17 protein-coding genes and 1 riboswitch are annotated in these 20,668 nt (G+C 65.5%); of the genes, 8 read left to right on the forward strand and 9 right to left on the reverse strand.

All coding sequences use genetic code 11. The annotated features are described in order from the left end of the window. The first annotated feature begins 174 nt into the window (after window positions 1-174). Window positions 175-462 carry a DUF3303 domain-containing protein gene (locus tag QX121_RS17910; RefSeq protein ID WP_315739898.1) on the forward strand — a complete coding sequence of 96 codons (288 nt, stop codon included), beginning with the start codon at window positions 175-177 and terminating at the stop codon, window positions 460-462. Between the two features lie 156 nt (window positions 463-618). On the opposite strand, the gene QX121_RS17915 is transcribed toward QX121_RS17910, so the two are convergent. The 3 genes from QX121_RS17915 to QX121_RS17925 all read right to left on the reverse strand — a co-directional run bounded on the left by QX121_RS17915 (window position 619) and on the right by QX121_RS17925 (window position 4,647). Next, a complete protein-coding gene (locus tag QX121_RS17915) occupies window positions 619-1,818 on the reverse strand; it encodes an adenylate/guanylate cyclase domain-containing protein (protein ID WP_315812636.1) in 1,200 nt (399 codons plus the stop codon). Between the two features lie 204 nt (window positions 1,819-2,022). Further along, entirely contained in the window at window positions 2,023-3,372 is a 1,350-nt protein-coding gene (locus QX121_RS17920; protein ID WP_315739900.1) for a carbohydrate porin, read from the reverse strand. Window positions 3,373-3,789: 417 nt separating this feature from the next. Beyond that, window positions 3,790-4,647 (reverse strand): LysR family transcriptional regulator, encoded by an 858-nt coding sequence (locus tag QX121_RS17925; RefSeq protein WP_315812637.1) that lies wholly within the window; start codon window positions 4,645-4,647, stop codon window positions 3,790-3,792. A gap of 97 nt (window positions 4,648-4,744) precedes the next feature. Here QX121_RS17925 and QX121_RS17930 point away from each other — a divergent pair, with 97 nt between their 5' ends. Then, window positions 4,745-5,122: a tautomerase family protein gene (locus QX121_RS17930; protein ID WP_315812638.1), complete on the forward strand. Its 378-nt coding sequence runs from the start codon at window positions 4,745-4,747 to the stop codon at window positions 5,120-5,122. A 27-nt stretch (window positions 5,123-5,149) separates the two neighbouring features. Here QX121_RS17930 and QX121_RS17935 read toward each other — a convergent pair whose 3' ends face one another. The 3 genes from QX121_RS17935 to alaS form a co-directional block, all read right to left on the reverse strand. Then, window positions 5,150-5,677, reverse strand: coding sequence for a hypothetical protein (locus QX121_RS17935; RefSeq protein WP_315812639.1), 528 nt, complete (start codon window positions 5,675-5,677; stop codon window positions 5,150-5,152). 594 nt (window positions 5,678-6,271) lie between these two features. Beyond that, window positions 6,272-7,501, reverse strand: coding sequence for a cyclic nucleotide-gated ion channel (locus QX121_RS17940; RefSeq protein WP_315739936.1), 1,230 nt, complete (start codon window positions 7,499-7,501; stop codon window positions 6,272-6,274). Window positions 7,502-7,503: 2 nt separating this feature from the next. Next, the gene (gene alaS, locus QX121_RS17945) at window positions 7,504-10,182 is read right to left on the reverse strand and encodes an alanine--tRNA ligase (protein ID WP_315777641.1); all 2,679 of its coding nucleotides are present in this window, start codon (window positions 10,180-10,182) and stop codon (window positions 7,504-7,506) included. Window positions 10,183-10,363: 181 nt separating this feature from the next. Further along, window positions 10,364-10,475: riboswitch (glycine riboswitch) on the forward strand. Window positions 10,476-10,620: 145 nt separating this feature from the next. Here alaS and gcvT point away from each other — a divergent pair. From gcvT to gcvP, 3 genes are all read left to right on the forward strand, one after another. Further along, a complete protein-coding gene (gene gcvT / locus QX121_RS17950; RefSeq protein WP_315812640.1) occupies window positions 10,621-11,769 on the forward strand; it encodes a glycine cleavage system aminomethyltransferase GcvT in 1,149 nt (382 codons plus the stop codon). A 9-nt stretch (window positions 11,770-11,778) separates the two neighbouring features. After that, complete coding sequence (gcvH, locus tag QX121_RS17955; RefSeq protein ID WP_315812641.1) at window positions 11,779-12,144, forward strand: glycine cleavage system protein GcvH; 366 nt, start codon at window positions 11,779-11,781, stop codon at window positions 12,142-12,144. 148 nt (window positions 12,145-12,292) lie between these two features. After that, entirely contained in the window at window positions 12,293-15,166 is a 2,874-nt protein-coding gene (gcvP, locus tag QX121_RS17960; RefSeq protein WP_315812642.1) for an aminomethyl-transferring glycine dehydrogenase, read from the forward strand. On the opposite strand, the gene QX121_RS17965 is transcribed toward gcvP, so the two are convergent. Beyond that, entirely contained in the window at window positions 15,145-16,224 is a 1,080-nt protein-coding gene (locus QX121_RS17965) for a DUF1835 domain-containing protein (protein WP_315812643.1), read from the reverse strand. The two genes, gcvP and QX121_RS17965, sit on opposite strands and share 22 nt — an antisense overlap. A gap of 294 nt (window positions 16,225-16,518) precedes the next feature. Next, window positions 16,519-17,607, reverse strand: coding sequence for a recombinase RecA (gene recA, locus QX121_RS17970; RefSeq protein ID WP_315739908.1), 1,089 nt, complete (start codon window positions 17,605-17,607; stop codon window positions 16,519-16,521). A gap of 560 nt (window positions 17,608-18,167) precedes the next feature. Between recA and QX121_RS17975 the strand changes: the two genes are divergently transcribed. The 3 genes from QX121_RS17975 (at window position 18,168) to QX121_RS17985 (ending at window position 20,390) form a co-directional block, all read left to right on the forward strand. Further along, a complete protein-coding gene (locus QX121_RS17975; protein ID WP_315777640.1) occupies window positions 18,168-18,461 on the forward strand; it encodes a hypothetical protein in 294 nt (97 codons plus the stop codon). 1,369 nt (window positions 18,462-19,830) lie between these two features. Beyond that, window positions 19,831-20,070, forward strand: a complete 240-nt coding sequence (locus tag QX121_RS17980; RefSeq protein WP_012045383.1) for a DUF6894 family protein — start codon at window positions 19,831-19,833, stop codon at window positions 20,068-20,070. A 182-nt stretch (window positions 20,071-20,252) separates the two neighbouring features. Beyond that, window positions 20,253-20,390 (forward strand): hypothetical protein, encoded by a 138-nt coding sequence (locus QX121_RS17985; protein ID WP_315739909.1) that lies wholly within the window; start codon window positions 20,253-20,255, stop codon window positions 20,388-20,390. 18 nt (window positions 20,391-20,408) lie between these two features. Here the strand turns inward: QX121_RS17985 and QX121_RS17990 are convergent, their stop codons facing one another. Beyond that, window positions 20,409-20,657 carry a hypothetical protein gene (locus QX121_RS17990; RefSeq protein WP_315812644.1) on the reverse strand — a complete coding sequence of 83 codons (249 nt, stop codon included), beginning with the start codon at window positions 20,655-20,657 and terminating at the stop codon, window positions 20,409-20,411. Between the last annotated feature and the right edge of the window lie 11 nt (window positions 20,658-20,668).

Raw genomic sequence — 20,668 nt, forward strand, 5'->3', positions numbered from 1 at the left:
GTTTCTCTTCCCGTTGGATGCGAGTTCCCTCGCAGAAGCAAGGACTGCGCCAGGGAAAGGCGTCTCGTCCACGAGGCCATCGAGGCCTCGTCCGTCAGGCGAACGATGTCCCCCCGGGCTGGCACCCCGCACCGATTCACCGCACAATGCGTGCACGTCAGGACGGAGGCGCGCATGCTGTTCATGGTGATCGAACGTTTCAAGGACCGCGATCCGATCCCGGTCTATCGACGCGTCCGCGATCCCGGCATCACGTTTCCCGACGGGCTGAAATATCTCGGCAGCTGGATCGAACCCAATTTCGACCGCTGCTTCCAATTGATGGAATGCGACGACGCCCGATTGCTGCAGCAATGGATTCTCTCCAATGCTCGCGACTCCGGCATGACGTTCGAGATCGTGCCGGTGGTGACGAGCGCTGAGACGCGCGAGGTCGTCGCGCCGTTTCTGGACGAGGCGTGAACGGCGGAGAAGTCCGCGTAGGGTGGGCAAAGCAGCAGGCGGCTGCGTGCCCGCCGTCTTTCCACGAACTCATCAGCAGGATGATGGGCACGGCGCCACCACGATCTCGAACGTGGAGACAGCGCGGCTGCGCCTTTGCCCACCCTACTGAATGCCCTACCCATCGAACGAAAACAGCTCGATCGGGTCGTTGAATCCGCGCACCGGGAATTCGCCGACGCGCTCCAGCGCGAACGGGCCCTCGACGAGCTCTGCGAAATCGCGCGACAGCAGCACCGGCCGGCCCACCTGCTTGGTCAGCGCCTCCATGCGCGAGGCCATGTTGACCGCGGGGCCGATGACGGTGAAATCCAGCCGGGTGCGCGAGCCGATATTGCCGTACATGACGTCGCCGACATGGACACCGATGCCGTAGTTCAGCGGCGCGCGGCCGGTCTCGCCGTTGCGCGCGTTCAGCTCGATCATCGCCTTGCGGGCGCCGCTCACGGCGTGCAGCAGGTTGGCGCAGGCAGCGGGCTCGGTGAGCGGAAAGATCGCCAGCAGGCCGTCGCCGATGAACTTCAGGATCTCGCCGCCGTGCTGCGTGATCGGCTCCACCATGGCATCGAAATAGCTGTTGAGCAGATCGATGACGTCGTCGCGCGGCCAGTTGTCGGAGATGCGGGTGAAGTCCCGGAGGTCGCAGATCATGATGGCGGCGCGCACCGTGGTGCCGCTGCCGCGCCGGGTGGCGCCGGCCAGCACCATCTCGCCGGCATGCGGCCCGACATAGGTTTCGAGCAGGGTCCGCGCCAGCCGGTTCTTGATGCGGATCTCGCTGACCAGCGCCAGCACCGGCACGAGCCTGATCAGCGCGTCGATGTGCGCCTGGTCGAAACCGCCGCGCCGGTCGGTCGCGAAGGTGACGATGTGGCGCTTGCCGAGCGTGTGATACATCGGCCATGCGACATAGTCGGTCAGGCCCTGCGCCCGCATCTCGTCATAGATCGCGTGCCGACGGCCGAGCTCGGGGTCGCGCGCGAGGTTCTCGCGGATCTCCTCGACGCCCTCATGGATTTCGCTGGCGGGACTGCCGATATATTCGGAGCGCTCCCGGACGTCGTAATCGACGCGGGCAATGTCGGCGCCCTGCATGCCGTCGCTCCACAGCATGCGCGCGCCGAGCCACTGCGGATGATTGATCTGGACGTGCAGCGAGGCCCGCTTCACCGGAATGCCGGCGCGCTGCAGCCGGTTGCACATCTGCCCGAAGATGTTGTCGATGAAGCGCTCGTCGCGGGTGCCGTTGGTGAGCCAGTCCACGACCTCGTCGCCCAGGCGTCGGCCGGCAACGGGATGGGTGTCTGTTGCGGTCATGGCGGTCTCCTGGCAGGTCGGCGGCGCGACCCAGGAGATGTCGTGCCGCAATGCGAAAGAGTCAATCGACGTCATCGCATCGCGGCCCACCCGGATGGGCAGGATGCGCCAGCTCCGCATCGGATCGGTGAGCCGGATAGCCGAGACGCCTCGCGCAGATGGGGCGGATGCTGCACACCCGCCCCGTCGGCTCACATCACAGGATCAGAAGTGGACGACCGTCCGCAGGCCGAGCACCACCGCATTGCCGGTCTTCACGCCGGCGGCGTTGAAGCCGCGTCCACCCGGATTGATAACATACTGGGCGTCGAACTTCAGGTTCATCCAGCCGGTCGCCTGCCAGCCATACCAGGCCTCGATCGGCACCTCGTTGCCGCCGGCATTCGGCGTCAGCGCCGCCGAGTTGACATGCGTCGTGCCGACCGCGAAGCCGACCTCGTCGTCGGGACGGAACGAGAAGGTGCCGGTGTGCTTGACGCCCCAGGAGATCTGGTAGTCCTGATACGAGGTGCGGTGATCGGCGACGCTGGTGTTGAGGAAGGTGTACCAGCCCTGCGCCTTGGGACCCTCGACCGTCAGCCGCTGCAGGATCGATTCATAGAAGCCGTAGCGGCCGCGCTGGCTGCTGAGATTCTGATCTCCCACGCCGGGACCACCGGGGACGACGGCGACGATGCCGGGCAAGCCGCCGTCGATCGTCGACGCGCTGTCATACCAGCCGCCGAAGCGCCAGGTGCCGTTCAGCGGACCGCTCGGCTCCCACACCACTTCCACCGGCACCAGCACGCCCGAGGCGGGAGTGGAGCGCGGAATGCCCGGCGCGAGGTAGACGCCGGCGTCCGACGTCGTCAGATAGTTCGGATTGGCGTCGTAGACGCCGACCGACAGCTTCCATTCCTTGGTGAAGTTGTAGTGCACGACGCCGGCCCACTGGCTCACCGGCCAGTTGTAGATGTAGCCGCCCTGGATGTTGCCCGGCTGGCCGCCGCAGAAGGTCAGGTTGATGAACTCGCACTGGCCGAAGAAGAAGTCGGAGCCGACCGGCAGCCGGCCGCCCTTGAGCACGAGGCGGTCGTCGAACAGCTTCTGCTGATAGTAGAACTCGGTGAGGCGCAGGATGTTGCCGCGGCCGAACACCTCGTTGGTCAGTTGCAGCGCCGGAATGCCGGCCTCGCTGTTGAGATTCTTGCCGAAGCGATCGACCAGCGTCACGCCGATCATGCCGCCCTGGATGCCGGCGAGCTTGGCCATGTCGAACTTGGCTTCGAACCACAATTGCCCGGCATTGGCCGCGGTGTTGCGCGAGCCACCCGACAGATTGGTGACGGCTTCGTCGCCGAGCGTGAGCGCGAGCGAGATGCCCTGCTCCTTCAGCCTGGTCCGGCCGAGATCGCCGAACAGATACGGCCGCGTCCAGAAATCATCGACACCCGCATAGGGAATCGGCGGCGCCTTCATCGGCAGATCGGCCGCGACCGCACCACCGCCACCCAACAAACAAGACAAAGCAACCCCTACGCCGCACATGCGCGCGGTCGTCGCAAACCCACTCATTTTTCCTGCTCCTCGCAGCGTCCCCAGGCTCTGGATGTTGTTCTGTCGCGTCCGGCCCAGAGCCTCCGTCCCGGCACGCGCTTCCCCACGGCTCAATCCCGGCCGCCGCCCATTCGAGGAGCGATTTCGTCAACCTGAGATTGGATGGCAATCCTAGCAAGCACCAGGGCGCCCTTGAATAGTCATATTATATTTGGGAGTCGGTATAACCGTAACTGTGACATGACTGTCACATGCCGCATTGCGGAATAAGGCTTACGTCAATTCCATCCTGGCGACCCCAAGAGCGATCAGATCTGCGCGCGGGCACGCGCGATCCATCCGCGAGCAGGACATCAATCCGGCCGTCGAAATAGCGTTCGGAGTTGATCTCAGCTCCAAGCTCCATCACCTGCGCCGCGGCACGCGCCGCATGCATCACGCCCGCACCGCGCTTCGGAAGGCCGCCACGAGGGCATCGAGCGCCGCGCACGCCCGGCCATCCCTCACCCGCGTGTGCAGCACGACCGGCAGCCGGGGCAGCTCCGGCAATCCGAGCCTTGCGCCGACATCGACCGCGCCCGATGGCAGCATGCGCGGCGCGAGCGCGGCAACGCCGAGCCCGGCCGTGACGGCCGCCACGACCGCCGCAACGCCGCCGCCGACGAAGATTTCGGCCCAGGACACGCCGGCCGCATCGAGATGCTGCGCGGCCATCGCGCGCACGCCGCACGGCTCGGCCATGGTCGCGACCGGCAACGGCTCGCCCGCGCGCGGCTCCCAATCCGGGCCAGCGAACCAGCCGAACTTCTCCTCGGCCACGAGGTCGCCATCGCTGCGTCCGGCATGCAGGCGGACGATCACCGCCTCGAGCTCGCGCCGGTCGTAGCTCTGCAGCAGGTCGGCCGACGATCCAATGCGGATCTCGACCACGAGATGCGGATCATGGTCGTTCATGCGCGCGATCAGCGCCGGCAGCTCTGGCCCGGCGACATGGTCGCTGATGCCGATGATCAGACGCTGCCGCACACCGGCGAACACCGCGAGCGCGCGGTCGTGCGCTGCCAGCAGCTGACGGGCAGGATCGAGGAAGACCCTGCCTCGCTCCGAGAGCTGCACATGACGCGGCGTGCGCTCGATCAGCCGGCACCCCAGCCGGTTCTCGAGCCGCCGCAGCTTCAGGCTGATCGCGGCCTGGGTCGTCTGCATCGCCTCGGCGGCACGGGTGAAGCTGCCGAGCTCGGCGATACGGACGAAGGCCTGGACCTCGTCCAGGTCGAGCGGGTGTTCGGTCATTTCCAGCCATTATGACTGATATCTCGATCCCCAGCATACCCGAACCGCACCGCCGCATCTAACCTCTCAGCCGACATCACGGATGAAAGGACCAGGGATGCCGCTGCTTCACATCTCGCTGCGCGCGGGCAAGCCGGAGACCTACCGGCAGGCGATCTTCGACAGCCTCTACCGGGCGATGCGCGAGGCGCTCGACGTGCCGGAGGACGATCAGTTCATGACCATCACCGAGCACGATCCTTCCAACTTCCGCTATGGCAACGCCTTCGGCATCAACCGCAGCGACGATCTCGTCTACATCCAGATCACCGTCTTCAACACCCGCACGCGAGAGCAGAAGAAGGCGCTGTTCCGACGCATCGCCGAGTTGCTCGGGGACAGCCCCGGCATCAGGCCGGAGGACCTGTTCATGACCGTCCTCGACGCCGCCAAGGAGAACTGGTCGGTCGGCCACGGCCTCGCGCAATTCGCGTGAGGCGATCGGCGGCGGGAGCACATTGGTCTATTTTTCGAGAAGACGTGAGAGTTCTTCTGCTCCGAGTCGCTTCCGTTCGAAAACTGCGATTGCAAGCCGCTCCACCTTTGCGCGATGCTGCAAAACAAGTTCGAACGCTCGTGCGTGTCCCTTGTGCATCATGGCCGACTGCTCATCGTCTACTAGGTCTTCTAGTAGCTCCACCATCTTGCCGTAGTCGCCCCAGCCAGCTCCCTCATGTGTAGCAGCATCGAACATTTTTTGAGCTTCCATGCCTACGGCACATACAGCGAGCTGATCTACAAGACCGACTGAATTTTGGTATACTAGCACCAGCTTGGCTTGCCCCCGAGTTGTCTGTATGCGCGCGGTGGCGCTAATTTTCTCACCCCCGAGTTGGCCGACGGGCAGCATCGCCAGACAGGAGAGCGTGACATCGCTCTTCAGACTGGTCCAAAATTGGATACACTGAAGGCTGATTTCACGAACCGGTTCAAGACGATCTCCGGCTTCAAGAGCTTCGCGCAAAAATAAAACGCTTCCGAAAATCAGCAAACCATGCCTATTCTCCCTTCGTTCCGGTCCGGATGAGGGGCGTACGCGTCGTCACGAAACGTTGGGCCGGCAATGCGGTGGACGTGAGGGCATCAGCGCGCTTCATGCGCGGACGAATGATGCGCTTGCGGACGTGAAGTCGCGTGGTCCTGACACCCCGAAGCTGGTGTCCCCGCGGCGGCGAGAAGCGCGTCGTCGCGCACGGTGGCCAACAAGCCCGGTGCACCGAGGAGATCGCGTATAAGCGTTAAAACCGCCGCGCAGGGAATGCCGGATGAATCGGCTTTGCCTGTGGTACCTGCCGCCTGCATTTTTTTCGCAGGCGGGCCATGGGTGAGGCCCTCACCCGGCATTCCCTGCGCCCTCATCACTATCGAGGGCGAATGCTTTCCGCATCCCCCGGGCGCGACCGCGCCGCGGGACCGCGTGGGCATGCCCGGCTGTTTGACTGGTTGGTAGATGAGATAAAGCTCGTAGCTGCGCCACTCCCGCGCGCCGCAGCGAGGACGTTGATGGGCAATCTGTGTTGGGCGGCGATCTCGGTCTCACCCTCCCCTGGAGGGGGAGGATGACAGCGGGACTCGTTGTTCGGACCTACCCGTCCGTCTGGTCGTCGTGCTCGGCCTGCGACAGCTCGGCGAGGGCGAGGTCGCCGGAATCGGCCATGCGGGCCTTGGCGATGGTCCGGACATGCGCGGCCAGCGCCGGCATCCGCGCGATCAAGGCGTGGAAATCCTGCGCGTCGAGCACCAGCAGCCGGGTCTTGCGTGTCGCCGTCACGGTGCCCGAGCGCTTGGTCCGATGCAGCAGCGCGATCTCGCCGAAGAACGTGCCGTCGGCGAGCTTGACGCATTGCGTCGGCAGCTCGATCTCGACCTCGCCGGCAGTGATGAAATACATCGAGGAGGCGGCATCGCCGCGCCGCACCAGCACCTCGCCGGACTCGATCGTGCGCGCGCGCAGCAGCCGCATGATGTCGGCGATTTCGGACGCCGAAAGATGCGAGAACAGCGGAACCCGCGCCAGCATGCCCCAGGTCACGACGAAGTCGCGCCGCTTGATCTCCTCGGCGAACGCGGTGGAGATGATCGCGACCGGCAGCGCGATCATGGCAAAGCCCCAGATGATCGCGAACACCGTGATGATGCGGCCGAGCGGCGTCACCGGCACGACGTCGCCATAGCCGACGGTGCCGAGCGTCACAATCGCCCACCACATCGCATGCGGGATGGTGCCGAACTTGTCCGGCTGGACGTCGCGCTCGACCGCGTAGAGCAGCGAGGCGAACAGCAGCACCGCGCCGGCCAGGATCACGAGGCAGCCGATCAAGATGCGCCGCTCGGCCTGCACCGCCGACAGCAGCGAGCGCAGCGCCGGCGAATAGCGCACCAGCTTGAGGAACGGCAGCACGATGCACACCGCTTCCAGGCTGCGGTCGCCAAGCACGAGCGCAATCGCGGCCGGCACGAAGGACAGGAGGTCGACGACGCCGAGCGCGGAGAAGGCGTAAGCGAAGCGATCCTGGCGCGGCGACTGCCGCCGCGGCATGTGGCCGGCGACGCTCCAGAGACGGGCGACATACTCCGCGGCGAAGACGATCAGCGCGCCGATCTTGATCGCGCGCAGCAGTCCGCCAATGGCGGCCGCGATGTCCGGGTCCGATGCCAGCACCACCGCCAGCACGTCGAGCGTGATGACGAGCACGATGAACTGGACGACGCGCGAGCCGTGCGTGCTCGGCAGATGGTCGTGCTCGAGCAGCTCGTACAGCCGGTCGCGCAGATCGGGATCGCGAACGCTCTCGCCCGGCCCGAGCGGCGGCACGATCAGCTGGCCTTGCCGATCGCGCTCTCGATCGCGGCCAGCGCGGCCTCCGCCTTGCCGCCGTCGGGGCCGCCGGCCTGGGCCATGTCGGGACGGCCGCCGCCGCCCTTGCCGCCCAACGCCTCGGACGCGGCGCGCACGAGGTCGACCGCATTGAAACGCGCGGTGAGATCGGCGGTGACGCCGACCACGACGCCGGCCTTGCCGTCCTCGGTGACGCCGACGATCGCGGCGACGCCCGAGCCGAGCTGCTTCTTGGCCTCGTCGGCCAGCGACTTGAGATCCTTCATCTCGATGCCCGAGACGGCGCGGGCCATCAGCTTGATGCCGCCGACGTCGCGGATCCCGGCGGGAGCGCCGTTGCCGGTCTCCTGGCCGCCACCCATGGCGAGCTTCCTGCGCGCGTCCGACAGCTCACGCTCGAGCTTCTTGCGCTCCTCCATCAGCGCGGTGATGCGCGCCGGTACGTCCTCGACCGTGGTGCGCAGCTCGGCCGCGGCGGCCTTGGCGAGCGACAGATTATGGTTGGCATGCGCGCGCGCGCCGCGCGCCGTCAGCGCCTCGATGCGGCGGACGCCGGACGCCACCGCGCTCTCGGAGGTGACCGCGATCAGGCCGATGTCACCGGTGCGCCTGACATGGGTGCCGCCGCACAGCTCGACGGACCAGCCCATCGCGTTCGAGCCCTGCTCGCGCGCGGCGTCGCCCATCGAGACGACGCGGACCTCGTCGCCATATTTCTCGCCGAACAGCGCGCGGGCGCCGGCCTCGCGGGCATCGTCCAGCCCCATCAGGCGGGTGGTGACCTCGGCGTTCTCCAGCACGACGTCATTGGCGATGTCCTCGACGCGGGCGAGCTCTTCCGGAGAGATCGGCTTCGGATGGACGAAGTCGAAGCGCAGCCGGTCGGGCGAGACCAGCGAGCCGCGCTGGGCTATGTGGTCGCCGAGCACCTGGCGCAGCGCCTCGTGCAGGATGTGGGTCGCCGAATGGTTGGCGCGGATCGCCGAGCGCCTGCTGTGATCGACGTCGAGTTGCAGCGCGGAGCCGAGCTTGAGCGTACCCTGCTCTACCGTGCCGATATGCGCGAACAGGTCGCCGGCCTTCTTCTGGGTGTCGGTGATGCGGACGCGGACGCCGTCGCCGGTCATGAGGCCGGTGTCGCCGACCTGGCCGCCGGATTCGCCGTAGAACGGGGTCTGGTTGAGCACGATGACGCCGCTCTCGCCGGCCTTGAGGCTCTCGACCTCGGCGCCGTCCTTGACCAGCGCGGTCACTGCGCCTTCGGCGGTCTCGGTCTCATAGCCGAGGAACTCGGTGGCGCCGAGCTTCTCGCGCAGCGGGAACCAGACGGTCTCGGTCGCAGCCTCGCCGGAGCCGGCCCAGGCCGCGCGCGCCTTGGCGCGCTGGCGGTCCATGGCGTCGGTGAAGGAAGCCTGGTCGACGCTGATGCCGCGCGACTTCAGCGCGTCCTGGGTGAGATCGAGCGGGAAGCCGTAGGTGTCGTACAGCGTGAAGGCGACGTCGCCGTCGAACATGTCGCCCTTCTTCAGAGTGGCAGACTTCTCGTCGAGGATGGCCAGCCCGCGCTCCAGGGTCTTGCGGAAGCGGGTCTCTTCGAGCCGCAGCGTCTCCTTGATGAGCGCCTCGGCGCGGATCAGCTCCGGATAGGCCTGGCCCATTTCGCGGGAGAGCGTGCCGACCAGCTTGTGCATCAGGGGCTCGCGGGCGCCGAGCAACTGGGCGTGGCGCATCGCGCGACGCATGATCCGGCGCAGCACATAGCCGCGCCCCTCGTTCGAGGGCAGCACGCCGTCCGAGATCAGGAACGACGAGGCGCGGAGATGATCGGCGATGACGCGGAGCGACGCCTTCTGCGGGCCCTGCGGGTCGGCATTGGTGAGGTCGGCGATGGCGCGGATCAGGGCGACGAACAGGTCGATGTCGTAATTGTCGTGCTTGCCCTGCAGCACCGCGGCGACGCGCTCCAGGCCGGCGCCGGTGTCGATCGACGGCTTCGGCAGCGGATTGCGGACCCCGCCCTCGAGCTGCTCATATTGCATGAACACGAGGTTCCAGATCTCGATGAAGCGGTCGCCATCGGCCTCCGGCGAGCCCGGCGGGCCGCCCCAGATCTTGTCGCCGTGGTCGTAGAAGATTTCCGAGCACGGGCCGCACGGGCCGGTGTCGCCCATCTGCCAGAAATTGTCCGAGCCACTGATGCGGATGATGCGGGATTCCGGCAGGCCGGCGATCTTCTTCCAGAGGCCGAACGCCTCGTCGTCGTCGATGTAGACGGTCGCGGTCAGCTTGTCCTTCGGCAGGCCGAACTCCTTGGTGACGAGCTTCCAGGCGAGCTCGATGGCGTTCTCCTTGAAATAGTCGCCGAACGAGAAGTTGCCGAGCATCTCGAAGAAGGTGTGGTGCCGGGCGGTGTAGCCGACATTGTCGAGGTCGTTGTGCTTGCCGCCGGCGCGCACGCATTTCTGCGACGTCGTAGCGCGGTTGTAAGCGCGCTTCTCGACGCCGGTGAAGACGTTCTTGAACTGCACCATGCCGGCGTTCGTGAACATCAGGGTCGGGTCGTTGCGCGGCACGAGCGGCGAGGACGGCACGATCTCGTGGCCGTTCGCGGCGAAGAAGTTGAGGAAGGTCGACCTGATCTCGTTGACGCCGCTCATAGCAATCCAATCGAAGAAGTCCGGGAATTCGGCGGTGATGCTTTTAGACAAGGGGACTTCGCGTGTCCAGAAACTGTGCAGAAACATCATGGGCTTGCTGCACGGCTCCTAAAGCTGGTTGAAAGCCCGAGTGACGCGTTGACAGCCTGCGCGGGCTGGTGTTTGGTCCGGGACATAGACAACAGTCGCGTCGGGAGAGACCGGTCTTCTGAGGTTCTGGTTGAACTTCAAGGGTCGGCGCCGAAGGAGCAACCGCCCCGGAAACTCTCAGGCAAAAGGACCCTCGCGACTGCAACTGCATCTGGAAAGAGACGCTGGCCGGGCTTTGACCGGACCGCGTCCGCCGACGGGATAATACTCTCAGGCACAGCGACAGATGGGGCTTCGGTGGCGTTTTTCGGGACTGGTCCCGAGGAACCGCGCGAGGACCCCTGATCGATGGCTGAACCGGCTGCCCCCCTTTCTTTGAAGCGAACGCCGCTCCATGCGCTGCATGGCAGCCTTGGCGGCAAGATGGTGCCCTTCGCGGGCTATGAGATGCCGGTGCAGTACGCCCCCGGCGTGCTTAAGGAACACCTCCATACCCGCAGCGCGGCCGGACTTTTCGACGTGTCCCACATGGGCCAGGTCGCGCTGGTGCCGAAATCCGGCAAGGTCGCCGACGCCGGAGCCGCGCTCGAGCGGCTGGTGCCGCAGGACATCGTCGGCATCCCGGCAGGCCGGCAGCGCTATGCCCAATTCACCAACGCCGACGGCGGCATTCTCGACGACCTGATGGTGGCGAATTTCGGCGAGCACCTGGTGCTGGTCGTCAACGCCGCCTGCAAGGACGCCGACATCAAGCTGCTGCGCGACGGGCTGTCCGACGTTTGTGACGTGCAGCCGCTGACCGACCGCGCGCTGCTGGCGCTGCAGGGGCCGAAGGCCGCGAGCGTGCTGGCGAAATTCTACGCAGAGGCCGAGGGCATGCGGTTCATGGATGCGGGACCGCGCATGGTCGACGGGCTCCCCTGCTACGTCTCCCGCTCCGGCTATACCGGCGAGGACGGCTACGAGATCTCCGTTCCCGCCGCCAAGGCCGAGCAGCTCGCCGAAGCGCTGCTGTCCGACAACGACGTGCTGCCGATCGGGCTGGGCGCCCGCGACAGCCTGCGGCTCGAGGCCGGGCTCTGCCTCTACGGCCATGACATCGACACGACGACGACGCCGGTCGAGGCCGCGCTGGAATGGTCGGTGCAGAAGGTCCGCCGCACCGGCGGCGCGCGTGCTGGCGGCTTCCCCGGCGCCGACAGGATCCTGGTGCAGTTCGATGGCGGTGCGACACGCCGCCGCGTTGGCTTCAGGCCCGAGGGCCGCGCACCGGTGCGCGAGGGCGCGCCGCTGTTCGCGAGCGCCGACTCGGCCGAGCCGATCGGCCAGGTCACCTCCGGTGGCTTCGGACCGACGCTGAATGCGCCGGTCGCCATGGGCTACGTGCCGACCGCCCTCTCCGCAATCGACACCCGGCTGTTCGCCGATGTGCGCGGCCAGCGCCTGCCGCTGCGCGTCGCCGCCATGCCCTTCGTTCCCAACACCTACAAGCGCTGAAGGACGTCCATGACCACGCTCTACACCTCCGACCATGAATGGCTCAGCATCGATGGCGACACAGCCACCATCGGCATCACCGACTATGCGCAGGCCCAGCTCGGCGACGTCGTGTTCGTGGAGCTGCCGCAGGTCGGCCGCGCGCTGAAGAAGTCGGAAGCTGCCGCCGTGGTCGAGTCGGTCAAGGCCGCCTCCGACGTCTACGCGCCGATCAGCGGCGAGGTGGTCGAGGTCAACCAGGCGATCGCCGACGAGCCTGCGCTCGTCAACACCGACGCCGGCGGCAAGGCCTGGTTCTTCAAGCTCAAGATCGCCGACCGGGGCGAGCTCGGCGGCCTGATGGATGAGGCCGCCTACAAGGCTCATACGGCGTGAGACGTGCGGTGCGGCGATACTCACCACTGCCATCGCCCGGCTCGACCGGGCGATCCACTACGCCGCGCTCTCTCCGCCTGATCTCACCATCGATGTTTACTGGATGCCCCGCCTTCGCGGGGCATGACGAGGCATAGAGGATTTGCTCATGACCATGCCGCTCAAGCCGCTCGATGATGCCGCCACCAGCTTCGCCCGCCGCCATATCGGTCCTTCTCCCCGCGACGTCGCGGCGATGCTGGAGACCGTCGGCGCCAAGAGCGTGGCGGAGCTGATGGCGCAGACGCTGCCCGGCACGATCCGGCAGACGGCGCCGCTCACCCTCGAGCCGGCGCTGAGCGAGCCCGAAGCGTTGTCGCATATGCGCGCACTGGCGGCGCGGAATCAGGTCTTCACCTCGCTGATCGGCCAAGGCTATTCCGGCACGCTGATGCCGGCGGTGATCCAGCGCAACATCCTGGAGAACCCGGCCTGGTACACGGCCTATACGCCCTATCAGCCGGAGATCAGCCAGGGCCGGCTGGAGGCGCTGTTCAACTTCCAGACCATGATCTGCGATCTCACCGGGCTCGACGTCGCCAATGCCTCGCTGCTGGACGAAGCCACGGCGGCGGCGGAGGCCATGGCGCTGGCCGAGCGGTCGGCACGGACCAAGACCAAGGCGTTCTTCGTCGATCAGGATGTCCACCCGCAGACGCTGGCGGTGCTGCGCACCCGCGCCGAGCCGCTCGGCTGGCAGCTGATCGTCGGCGACCCGGCCAAGGATCTGGACAGCGCCGAGGTGTTCGGCGGCCTGCTGCAATATCCGGATACGACGGGCGCGCTGCGCGATCCGCGCCCCGCGATCGCCCGGCTGCACGACAAGGGCGCGCTCGCGATCCTCGCTGCCGACCTGCTGGCGCTGACATTGATCGCCTCGCCGGGCGAGCTCGGTGCCGACATCGCGATCGGCTCGGCGCAGCGCTTCGGCGTGCCGATGGGCTATGGCGGACCGCATGCCGCCTACATGGCGGTACGCGATGCGCTGAAGCGCTCGCTGCCCGGCCGCATCGTCGGCCTGTCCGTCGATTCGCGCGGTGCCCCCGCCTATCGGCTGGCGCTGCAGACCCGCGAGCAGCACATCCGCCGCGAGAAGGCAACGTCGAACATCTGTACCGCGCAGGTGCTGCTGGCGGTGATCGCTGCGATGTATGCCGTCTATCATGGCCCCGACGGGCTGAAGGCGATCGCCCGCACCGCGCATCGGCGGACCGCGGTGCTGGCTGCAGGGCTGCGCAAGCTCGGCTTTGCGCCGGAAAGCGAGACCTTCTTCGACACGGTCACCGTCGAGGCCGGCGCCAAGTCCGATTCGATCATCGCCCTCGCGGAAGGCGAGCGGATCAATCTCGGCCGCGACGGCAGCAGGCTGCGGATCGCGCTAGACGAGACCACGACGGCCGATGTCGTCGAAGCCGTCTGGCGCGCATTCGGCGGCGAACTCTCCTACACGGCGATCGAGGCGGAAGCGCGCGAGGCGCTGCCGGCCGAGCTCAAGCGGCAGCGGCCGTACCTGACCCATCCGGTGTTCCACGCGCATCGCTCCGAGACCGAGATGCTGCGCTACCTGCGCAAGCTCGCGGACCGCGATCTCGCGCTCGATCGTGCGATGATCCCGCTCGGCTCCTGCACGATGAAGCTGAACGCGACCACCGAGATGATTCCACTGACGTGGTCGGAATTTTCCAGCCTGCACCCGTTCGCGCCGCGCGCGCAGGCGGCCGGCTATCACACGATGTTCGCCGATCTGACCGACTGGCTGTGCCGGATCTCCGGCTATGATGCCGTGTCGCTGCAGCCGAACTCGGGCGCGCAGGGCGAATATGCCGGCCTCCTGGCGATCCGCGGCTACTACGCCGCCCGCGGCGAGGGCCACCGCACCATCTGCCTGATTCCTTCCTCCGCCCACGGCACCAACCCGGCCTCGGCGCACATGGCCGGCATGGAGGTGGTCGTGGTCGGCTGCGATGCAGGCGGCAATGTCGATCTGGCCGATCTCAAGGCCAAGGCGGAAGCGCATAGCGCCAAGCTCGCCGCCATCATGATCACCTATCCCTCGACGCATGGCGTGTTCGAGGAGCACATCCGCGACATCTGCGACATCGTCCATGCCCACGGCGGACAGGTCTATCTCGACGGCGCCAACCTCAATGCGCAGGTCGGCCTCTCCAGACCCGGAGATTACGGCGCCGATGTCAGCCATTTCAACCTGCACAAGACGTTCTGCATTCCGCATGGCGGCGGCGGCCCGGGCATGGGGCCGATCGGCGTGAAGGCGCATCTGGCGCCCTTCCTGCCCGGTCACCCTGCGACCGATGGCGCGAGCGCGCATCCGATCGGGCCGGTCTCGGCGGCGCCGTATGGCTCCGCCTCGATCCTGACCATCTCCTACATCTACATGCTGCTGATGGGCGGCGAGGGCCTGACCCGCGCCACCGAGATCGCGATCCTCAATGCCAACTACGTCGCGGCGCGGCTCGATGCGCATTTTCCGGTGCTCTACCGCAACGAGCGCGGCCGCGTCGCGCATGAATGCATCATCGATCCGCGGCCGCTCAAGCAGAGCAGCGGCGTCACCGTCGACGACATCGCCAAGCGACTGATCGACTACGGCTTCCATGCGCCGACCATGAGCTTCCCGGTGGCGGGCACCTTGATGATCGAGCCGACGGAATCGGAGTCCAAGTCGGAGCTCGACCGCTTCTGCGACGCCATGATCGCGATCCGCCAGGAGATCGCCGAGGTCGAGCAGGGCCGCTTCGGAATCGAGGCCTCGCCGCTCCGCCACGCGCCGCACACGGTGCATGACATCGCCGACGACGATTGGAACAGGGCCTACCGGCGCAGCGAGGGCTGCTTCCCCGCGGGCACCTCGCGCACCGACAAGTACTGGTGCCCGGTCGGCCGCGTCGACAACGTCTACGGCGACCGCAATTTGGTGTGCTCATGCCCGCCGGTGGCGGACTACGCCCAGGCGGCGGAATAAGCCTCCTCACGCATGCTCCAAGGGATCGGGCGCCACGGCTCGCGACAATCAATGACGTGAGGCGTGCCATGATCCGGAGCGATGAGCACCGCATGCCAACGCCAGAGATTGGCGTTGATCAATTCGGTGCCGCCCCACCAGCGCCAGATCGGATTATGGCTGCTGAAATCCTCCTCGCCGGCGAGGATTGCCTTGCCGAGCGGTGTCAGCGACAGCGTGCTGGCCCTGTAGCGCTCGAGGCGTTCACGGCTGTCGTGCATCTCGACCGAGAATGGCGATTCGGCGAGGCCCGAAATTGCAGGCACCGGCGCGAGCGCCAGACCGTCGAGCAACGTGCCTCCTTCCCAATAGTCATAGACGCGCCGTTGAAAGCGATCCCGATGATGCGGCAACAGGTCGAACGGGTGCTGATAGCCGGCTGACAGCAATTCGAGGATTCTCAGCTCCGACGCTCCGAGGCCCGTCGCAACACCGGGAAGCTCATCAAGCATCTCCTGCACGCAGCGGCGAAGCTGAGGCAGTGCACTGAGATCCTGCTTCAACAGATCGAACCAGGCTTGCGGCGTCGGCGCCCGAAACGCCCGCCATGCCAGATGACCCAGGTCGAGATGCTCACGTGCGAGCTCTACGCCGGCAATGGTCCGACCGGCGAGTCGCCCGGCCGGGGCATCGAATAGCGGTACATCGACATGCCGCAATACGATCTTCGTCGCGATCTCCGCGTGATGGCGCAGATAATCCAAGAGCCAGATCAGCACCAACTGGTCGTTCGGACGGGTTCCCATCCACAGCTCGACGCTATCGCAGCGGTCAACAAGTTCGAGAAAACTGTGACTCCGCCCGCCGGCCGCCATGACGTCGCTACGCGAGGCGAAATCCAACCAATGCCCCCGCTTCCGTCGCGTGGTGCGCTGGACGAGATACGCCGATAATTCGGCATCGGATGGCAGCGGTCCCCACACGAAACGATGGAGAATTGGCACCACCAGGTCGGCAAAGCCGCCCCTCCGAAGCGCTCCGGCGCTCGGATCATCGGCCGCTAGAATCAAACGCGTCATGCTGTTGGCTCCGGCACGGCCCGATTGGCTCAGGGCGCTATCAACATATTCGCGATCGGCTCCCGGCGCCCAGGATCGGCGTCGGAAATCCCGGTGCCGCCGCGCGGATCCGGTCCGCTCGTCCGCGTGCACGCCTTCAGCTATTCGCGTTGGAGATCGCATCCGGCGCTCAGAGACGCATTCTCGCTGCATTCGGGAATGCAGCCGCAGATTTCGGCAGAGCACCACACATCTGCAAACGGGCGCTGGAACGTCGGCAACTCAACGTCCACGGCGCCCGCCGCCGCCGTACCCCTACTCTTCCGCCGGCTCCTCACCGTCGGCGTCGCGCTCGGCATTGCCGGCCAGGATCTGCTCGGCGATCAGGCCGGAGTTCTGGCGGATCGCGGCTTCGATCTTGGCAGTCATGTCCGGATTGGCCTTGAGGAACGATTTCGAATTCTCGCGTCCCTGCCCGAGACGCTGGCTATCGTAGGAGAACCAGGCGCCGGACTTCTCGACGATGCCGGCCTTGACGCCGAGATCGAGGATCTCGCCCATCTTGGACACGCCCTCGCCATACATGATGTCGAACTCGACCTGCTTGAACGGCGGCGCCAGCTTGTTCTTCACCACCTTGACGCGGGTGGTGTTGCCGATCACCTCATCGCGCTCCTTGATCGCGCCGATGCGACGGATGTCGAGGCGCACCGAGGCATAGAACTTCAGCGCGTTGCCGCCCGTGGTGGTTTCCGGCGAGCCATACATCACACCGATCTTCATGCGGATCTGGTTGATGAAGATCACCATGGTGTGGGATTTGTTGATGGAAGCGGTCAGCTTGCGCAGCGCCTGGCTCATCAGGCGGGCCTGCAGGCCCGGCAGCGACTCGCCCATCTCACCCTCGAGCTCGGCCTTGGGCACCAGCGCCGCGACGGAGTCGACGACCAGCACGTCGACCGCCCCCGAACGCACCAGCGTGTCGCAGATTTCCAGCGCCTGCTCACCCGTATCCGGCTGCGAGATCAGCAGCTCGTCGATGTTGACGCCCAGCTTGCGCGCATAGACCGGATCGAGCGCGTGCTCGGCATCGATGAAGGCGCAGATGCCGCCCTTCTTCTGCGCCTCGGCCACCGTGTGCAACGCCAAGGTGGTCTTGCCCGATGATTCCGGCCCGTAGATCTCGACCACCCGCCCTTTTGGCAGCCCGCCGATCCCCAACGCGATGTCGAGCCCGAGCGAGCCGGTCGACACCGTCTCGACATCCATCGAACGGTCGTTCTTGCCCAGCTTCATCACCGAACCCTTGCCGAACTGACGTTCGATCTGGGACAGCGCAGCAGAGAGCGCCTTACTCTTATCCATTGAGGAACCTTCGACGATACGCAGGGCGGTGGCGGACATTGGCGCTCCTTATGGCGGGGATTCGCGAGATGGACAAACGGTTAACGAGGTCGGCCAGCAATCTTGAGGTGAATGTACTCCATCCGTTCTTTGTTCGCAATATGTTCTTCTCAACAATCATCGCTCTCAGCCCCCCTGATAACCGCGGGGACACGCCTGCCACTCGAGGGCCGGCGCGCAGTCCACCGAGCAGCAGCGAGGGAGCGCTGCCCGATCAGCGCGCCCAGAAGCGAAGTACGGGGTGCTGGATGACGGCGACCGCGAAAGGATCCTGATCCGGCTGGAGGCGGAAGCCATGTGCGCGAACGGCGCAGCCGCCGACCGGCGATCGCGCGAATGACGACCAGCCTGTCCGAGCGCTCTAACTCGCTTCCCACGCCTGCGGCAGACGTCGACTCAATTATAAGTTGTTAGTGTCGTCTCGGCTTTGCCCTATCATCCTGCTGGTCCTTCTCTGCGGGCATCGCACACCGCTTCCAATTTTCGGCACCAGCATGACCGGATCCAACAAGGAACAGACCCTCACGTTGTGGCGCCCCGTCGGCCCAAAGGAGCTTGCCTTGATCGAGGCGTCGGGCATGCGTGCGTTTCCGCCGCGCCTTCCGGAGCAGCCGATCTTCTACCCGGTGCTGACCGAGGACTATGCCGTGAAGATCGCACGGGACTGGAACGTGCCGGCGAGCGGCCGCGGCCATGTGCTGCGCTTCGCGATCCTGCGAGGCTTCATCGACAACTACGAGGTGCGTGAGGCCGGCGGCCGCGAGCATCTCGAGTACTGGATTCCCAGCGAAGACCTCGCCGACTTCAACGCCGCGATCGTTGGACCGATCGTGCTCGTCAGGTCTTTCCCTTGAAACTACCAAACTCCTACACGCGTGCGTAGATCGCACATTCCTGGGTTCTCCTGACAGGAACGAAGTTCCCTCGCCTCTTCTGCTTTTGTTCGGCTCATCGTGCGTGCAGGCGCACGGTTTCGATGCAGATGCACATGCAATGCTCGGCCGCGCGCAAGCTGTGTCCGGCCAGAAGTTCCGCAACAGAAGCGTCCGCGGATCTGCCGCGGCTTTCTGAGGCGGAATGGCACCCTGCGTTCCGACCGGAGCAATGGCCGGCGCGCGAACAGCTCGACGGCCGCCATATGACGAGCGACAGATGAAACGGCGCCCGCCAGGACGCTGTCTCGTGCCATGCCAGAGGGAGCCACGAGAGCCGTTCGCGCAGCCCCCTATGACCGGGCGAATGAGTGGGCCGAATGGAAGCCGGCGTGATCCGCATCACGCAGCACGCGGCGCTCACGACATCTTCAAGCCACAAACCATTGTCATAAACTTTGGGTTGCGTTATAGAATCATGGTTGTCGTACGTCTGAGCAAATTTTTGATCAGCCCCGGATTTGTTTGTTCGTTGCGATAATGGTCGCCGCACATTGTCAGTGGTGTATCGCCTTTGGTGTATCGCCCGTGGTGTGCCGTCGACCGATCCCTTGCAGCCTGCCAGCTACAACATTTGCAGGCTCCGTCACCCGTAGGCGCACGGCCCTGAAACCATCCGCGCCGAAAGAAAGCCCCGGACGACGTCCGGGGCTTTCGACGTTGATAGCTCCGCGCGGGATGCATCCCCCCGTCATTGTCGTGATGTCGGGGAACGGATCGCTTGCGTTGCGCTTCATATTGGCGATGACAAGAGATGACGTGACGAGCCCGTCCTGCAGGGCCGGCCTTCAAAGGATCGAGCTTCACTCGCAGCAAGGCGCCGCGGGAGAGAGGCGTTGTCCGGCATGCGATGAACTCTTGGAAATGGTCGACGGCGCGACGCAGATCGCCTACCGACTGACAGTCATGCCGGAACGGATCTTCGATCACAGCTAGGCGCGCGTCCCACGGCGATTGATCGAGATGGCAACCTTGATCTGACGCAAGGCACGCCTACAAGTTTCGCACTAGTCTAACTACGTCATTGCCGAACTGCCCTCGCTGGGAAGCTACGACGTTGACGCCGAGCCTCGGACCGCGGCGGTCCGAGGCTCATTCTCCGAGGCTCATTCGTTGGCCCGCAATCCGTCCGATTGCGCCGCACATCCCCAACGGCAATCAGCTCAACCGAGCGGACAGCGCGACCGACCGTATTTTACCGGAATTGATCCGAGGGGGTTTTGCGCTTCCATTTGCGATGCGTACATCAAACCCAGCGGCCTGGGGCGGTCAGGGCTCACCGGTTTTGGCAATGCCGCTCTATTTCTTTCGTATCCGTAACGGCCACTTCTCAGGCGCGTCCGAGTATGGGACCGAGTGCGCCGACCGCAACGCAGCCTGGAAAGAGATGACCACCGTCTGTGCCGACATGGCCAGCAGCATCTCGCGCAAGCTCGCCGAAAACTCCGAATGGCAGATGGAGCTGCTCGACGAGGCACGGCAGCCGGTCTTCCGCATCCGGATCGTCGCCGAGTCGCTGGATCAGGCCTGACGGCCCGCCACAGCTCTTGTAGATCGTCACCGACGAGAACCACAACCGAAGCCTGTGGCCGGCGAGGTGACTGCGCGTCATTTCGCCAGCCGAGCTTGATCCAGATCAAAATGCCTGTCTGCATCCTGGCAGACATTTAAATTTGTATGGGTAATCTGATCTTCAAATGTCCGCGAACGGGGATGAACGTGCAGCATTGGCTGGAAGAGCCGAAGCCCGGCGATCCCGCGTACGCCTATGAAACCGTGGTCTGCAAGGCCTGCACGCGGCTTCATTTCATCAATCGCGACACGCGCAAGCTTCTCGGCGAGAAGGAATGAGGCGCTAGCCGGAATGATTCAATCGGCGCTGGGAAGCCGCCGCATCGTGAACTCGATGGCCCCATCGGGAAGCTCGCGCCAGCTTTCGACGGCGCTCATGTAGCCGGCCTGGGGATAGCGGGTCAGATAATCGCGGGCCTTGGCGCGCGCTTGCTCGCGCGGCAGCGTGAACGTGTCACGAACGTAGCCGTCGCGAACCGGGCCCGCGCTCTTCTTCTGGCGCCGGGCCGCCATCCGGCTGGCCATGTCTCGAGGACGCATCCCCATCGACGAACTCC

This window comes from Bradyrhizobium sp. SZCCHNR2028, assembly GCF_032380995.1.
Taxonomy (GTDB): domain Bacteria; phylum Pseudomonadota; class Alphaproteobacteria; order Rhizobiales; family Xanthobacteraceae; genus Bradyrhizobium.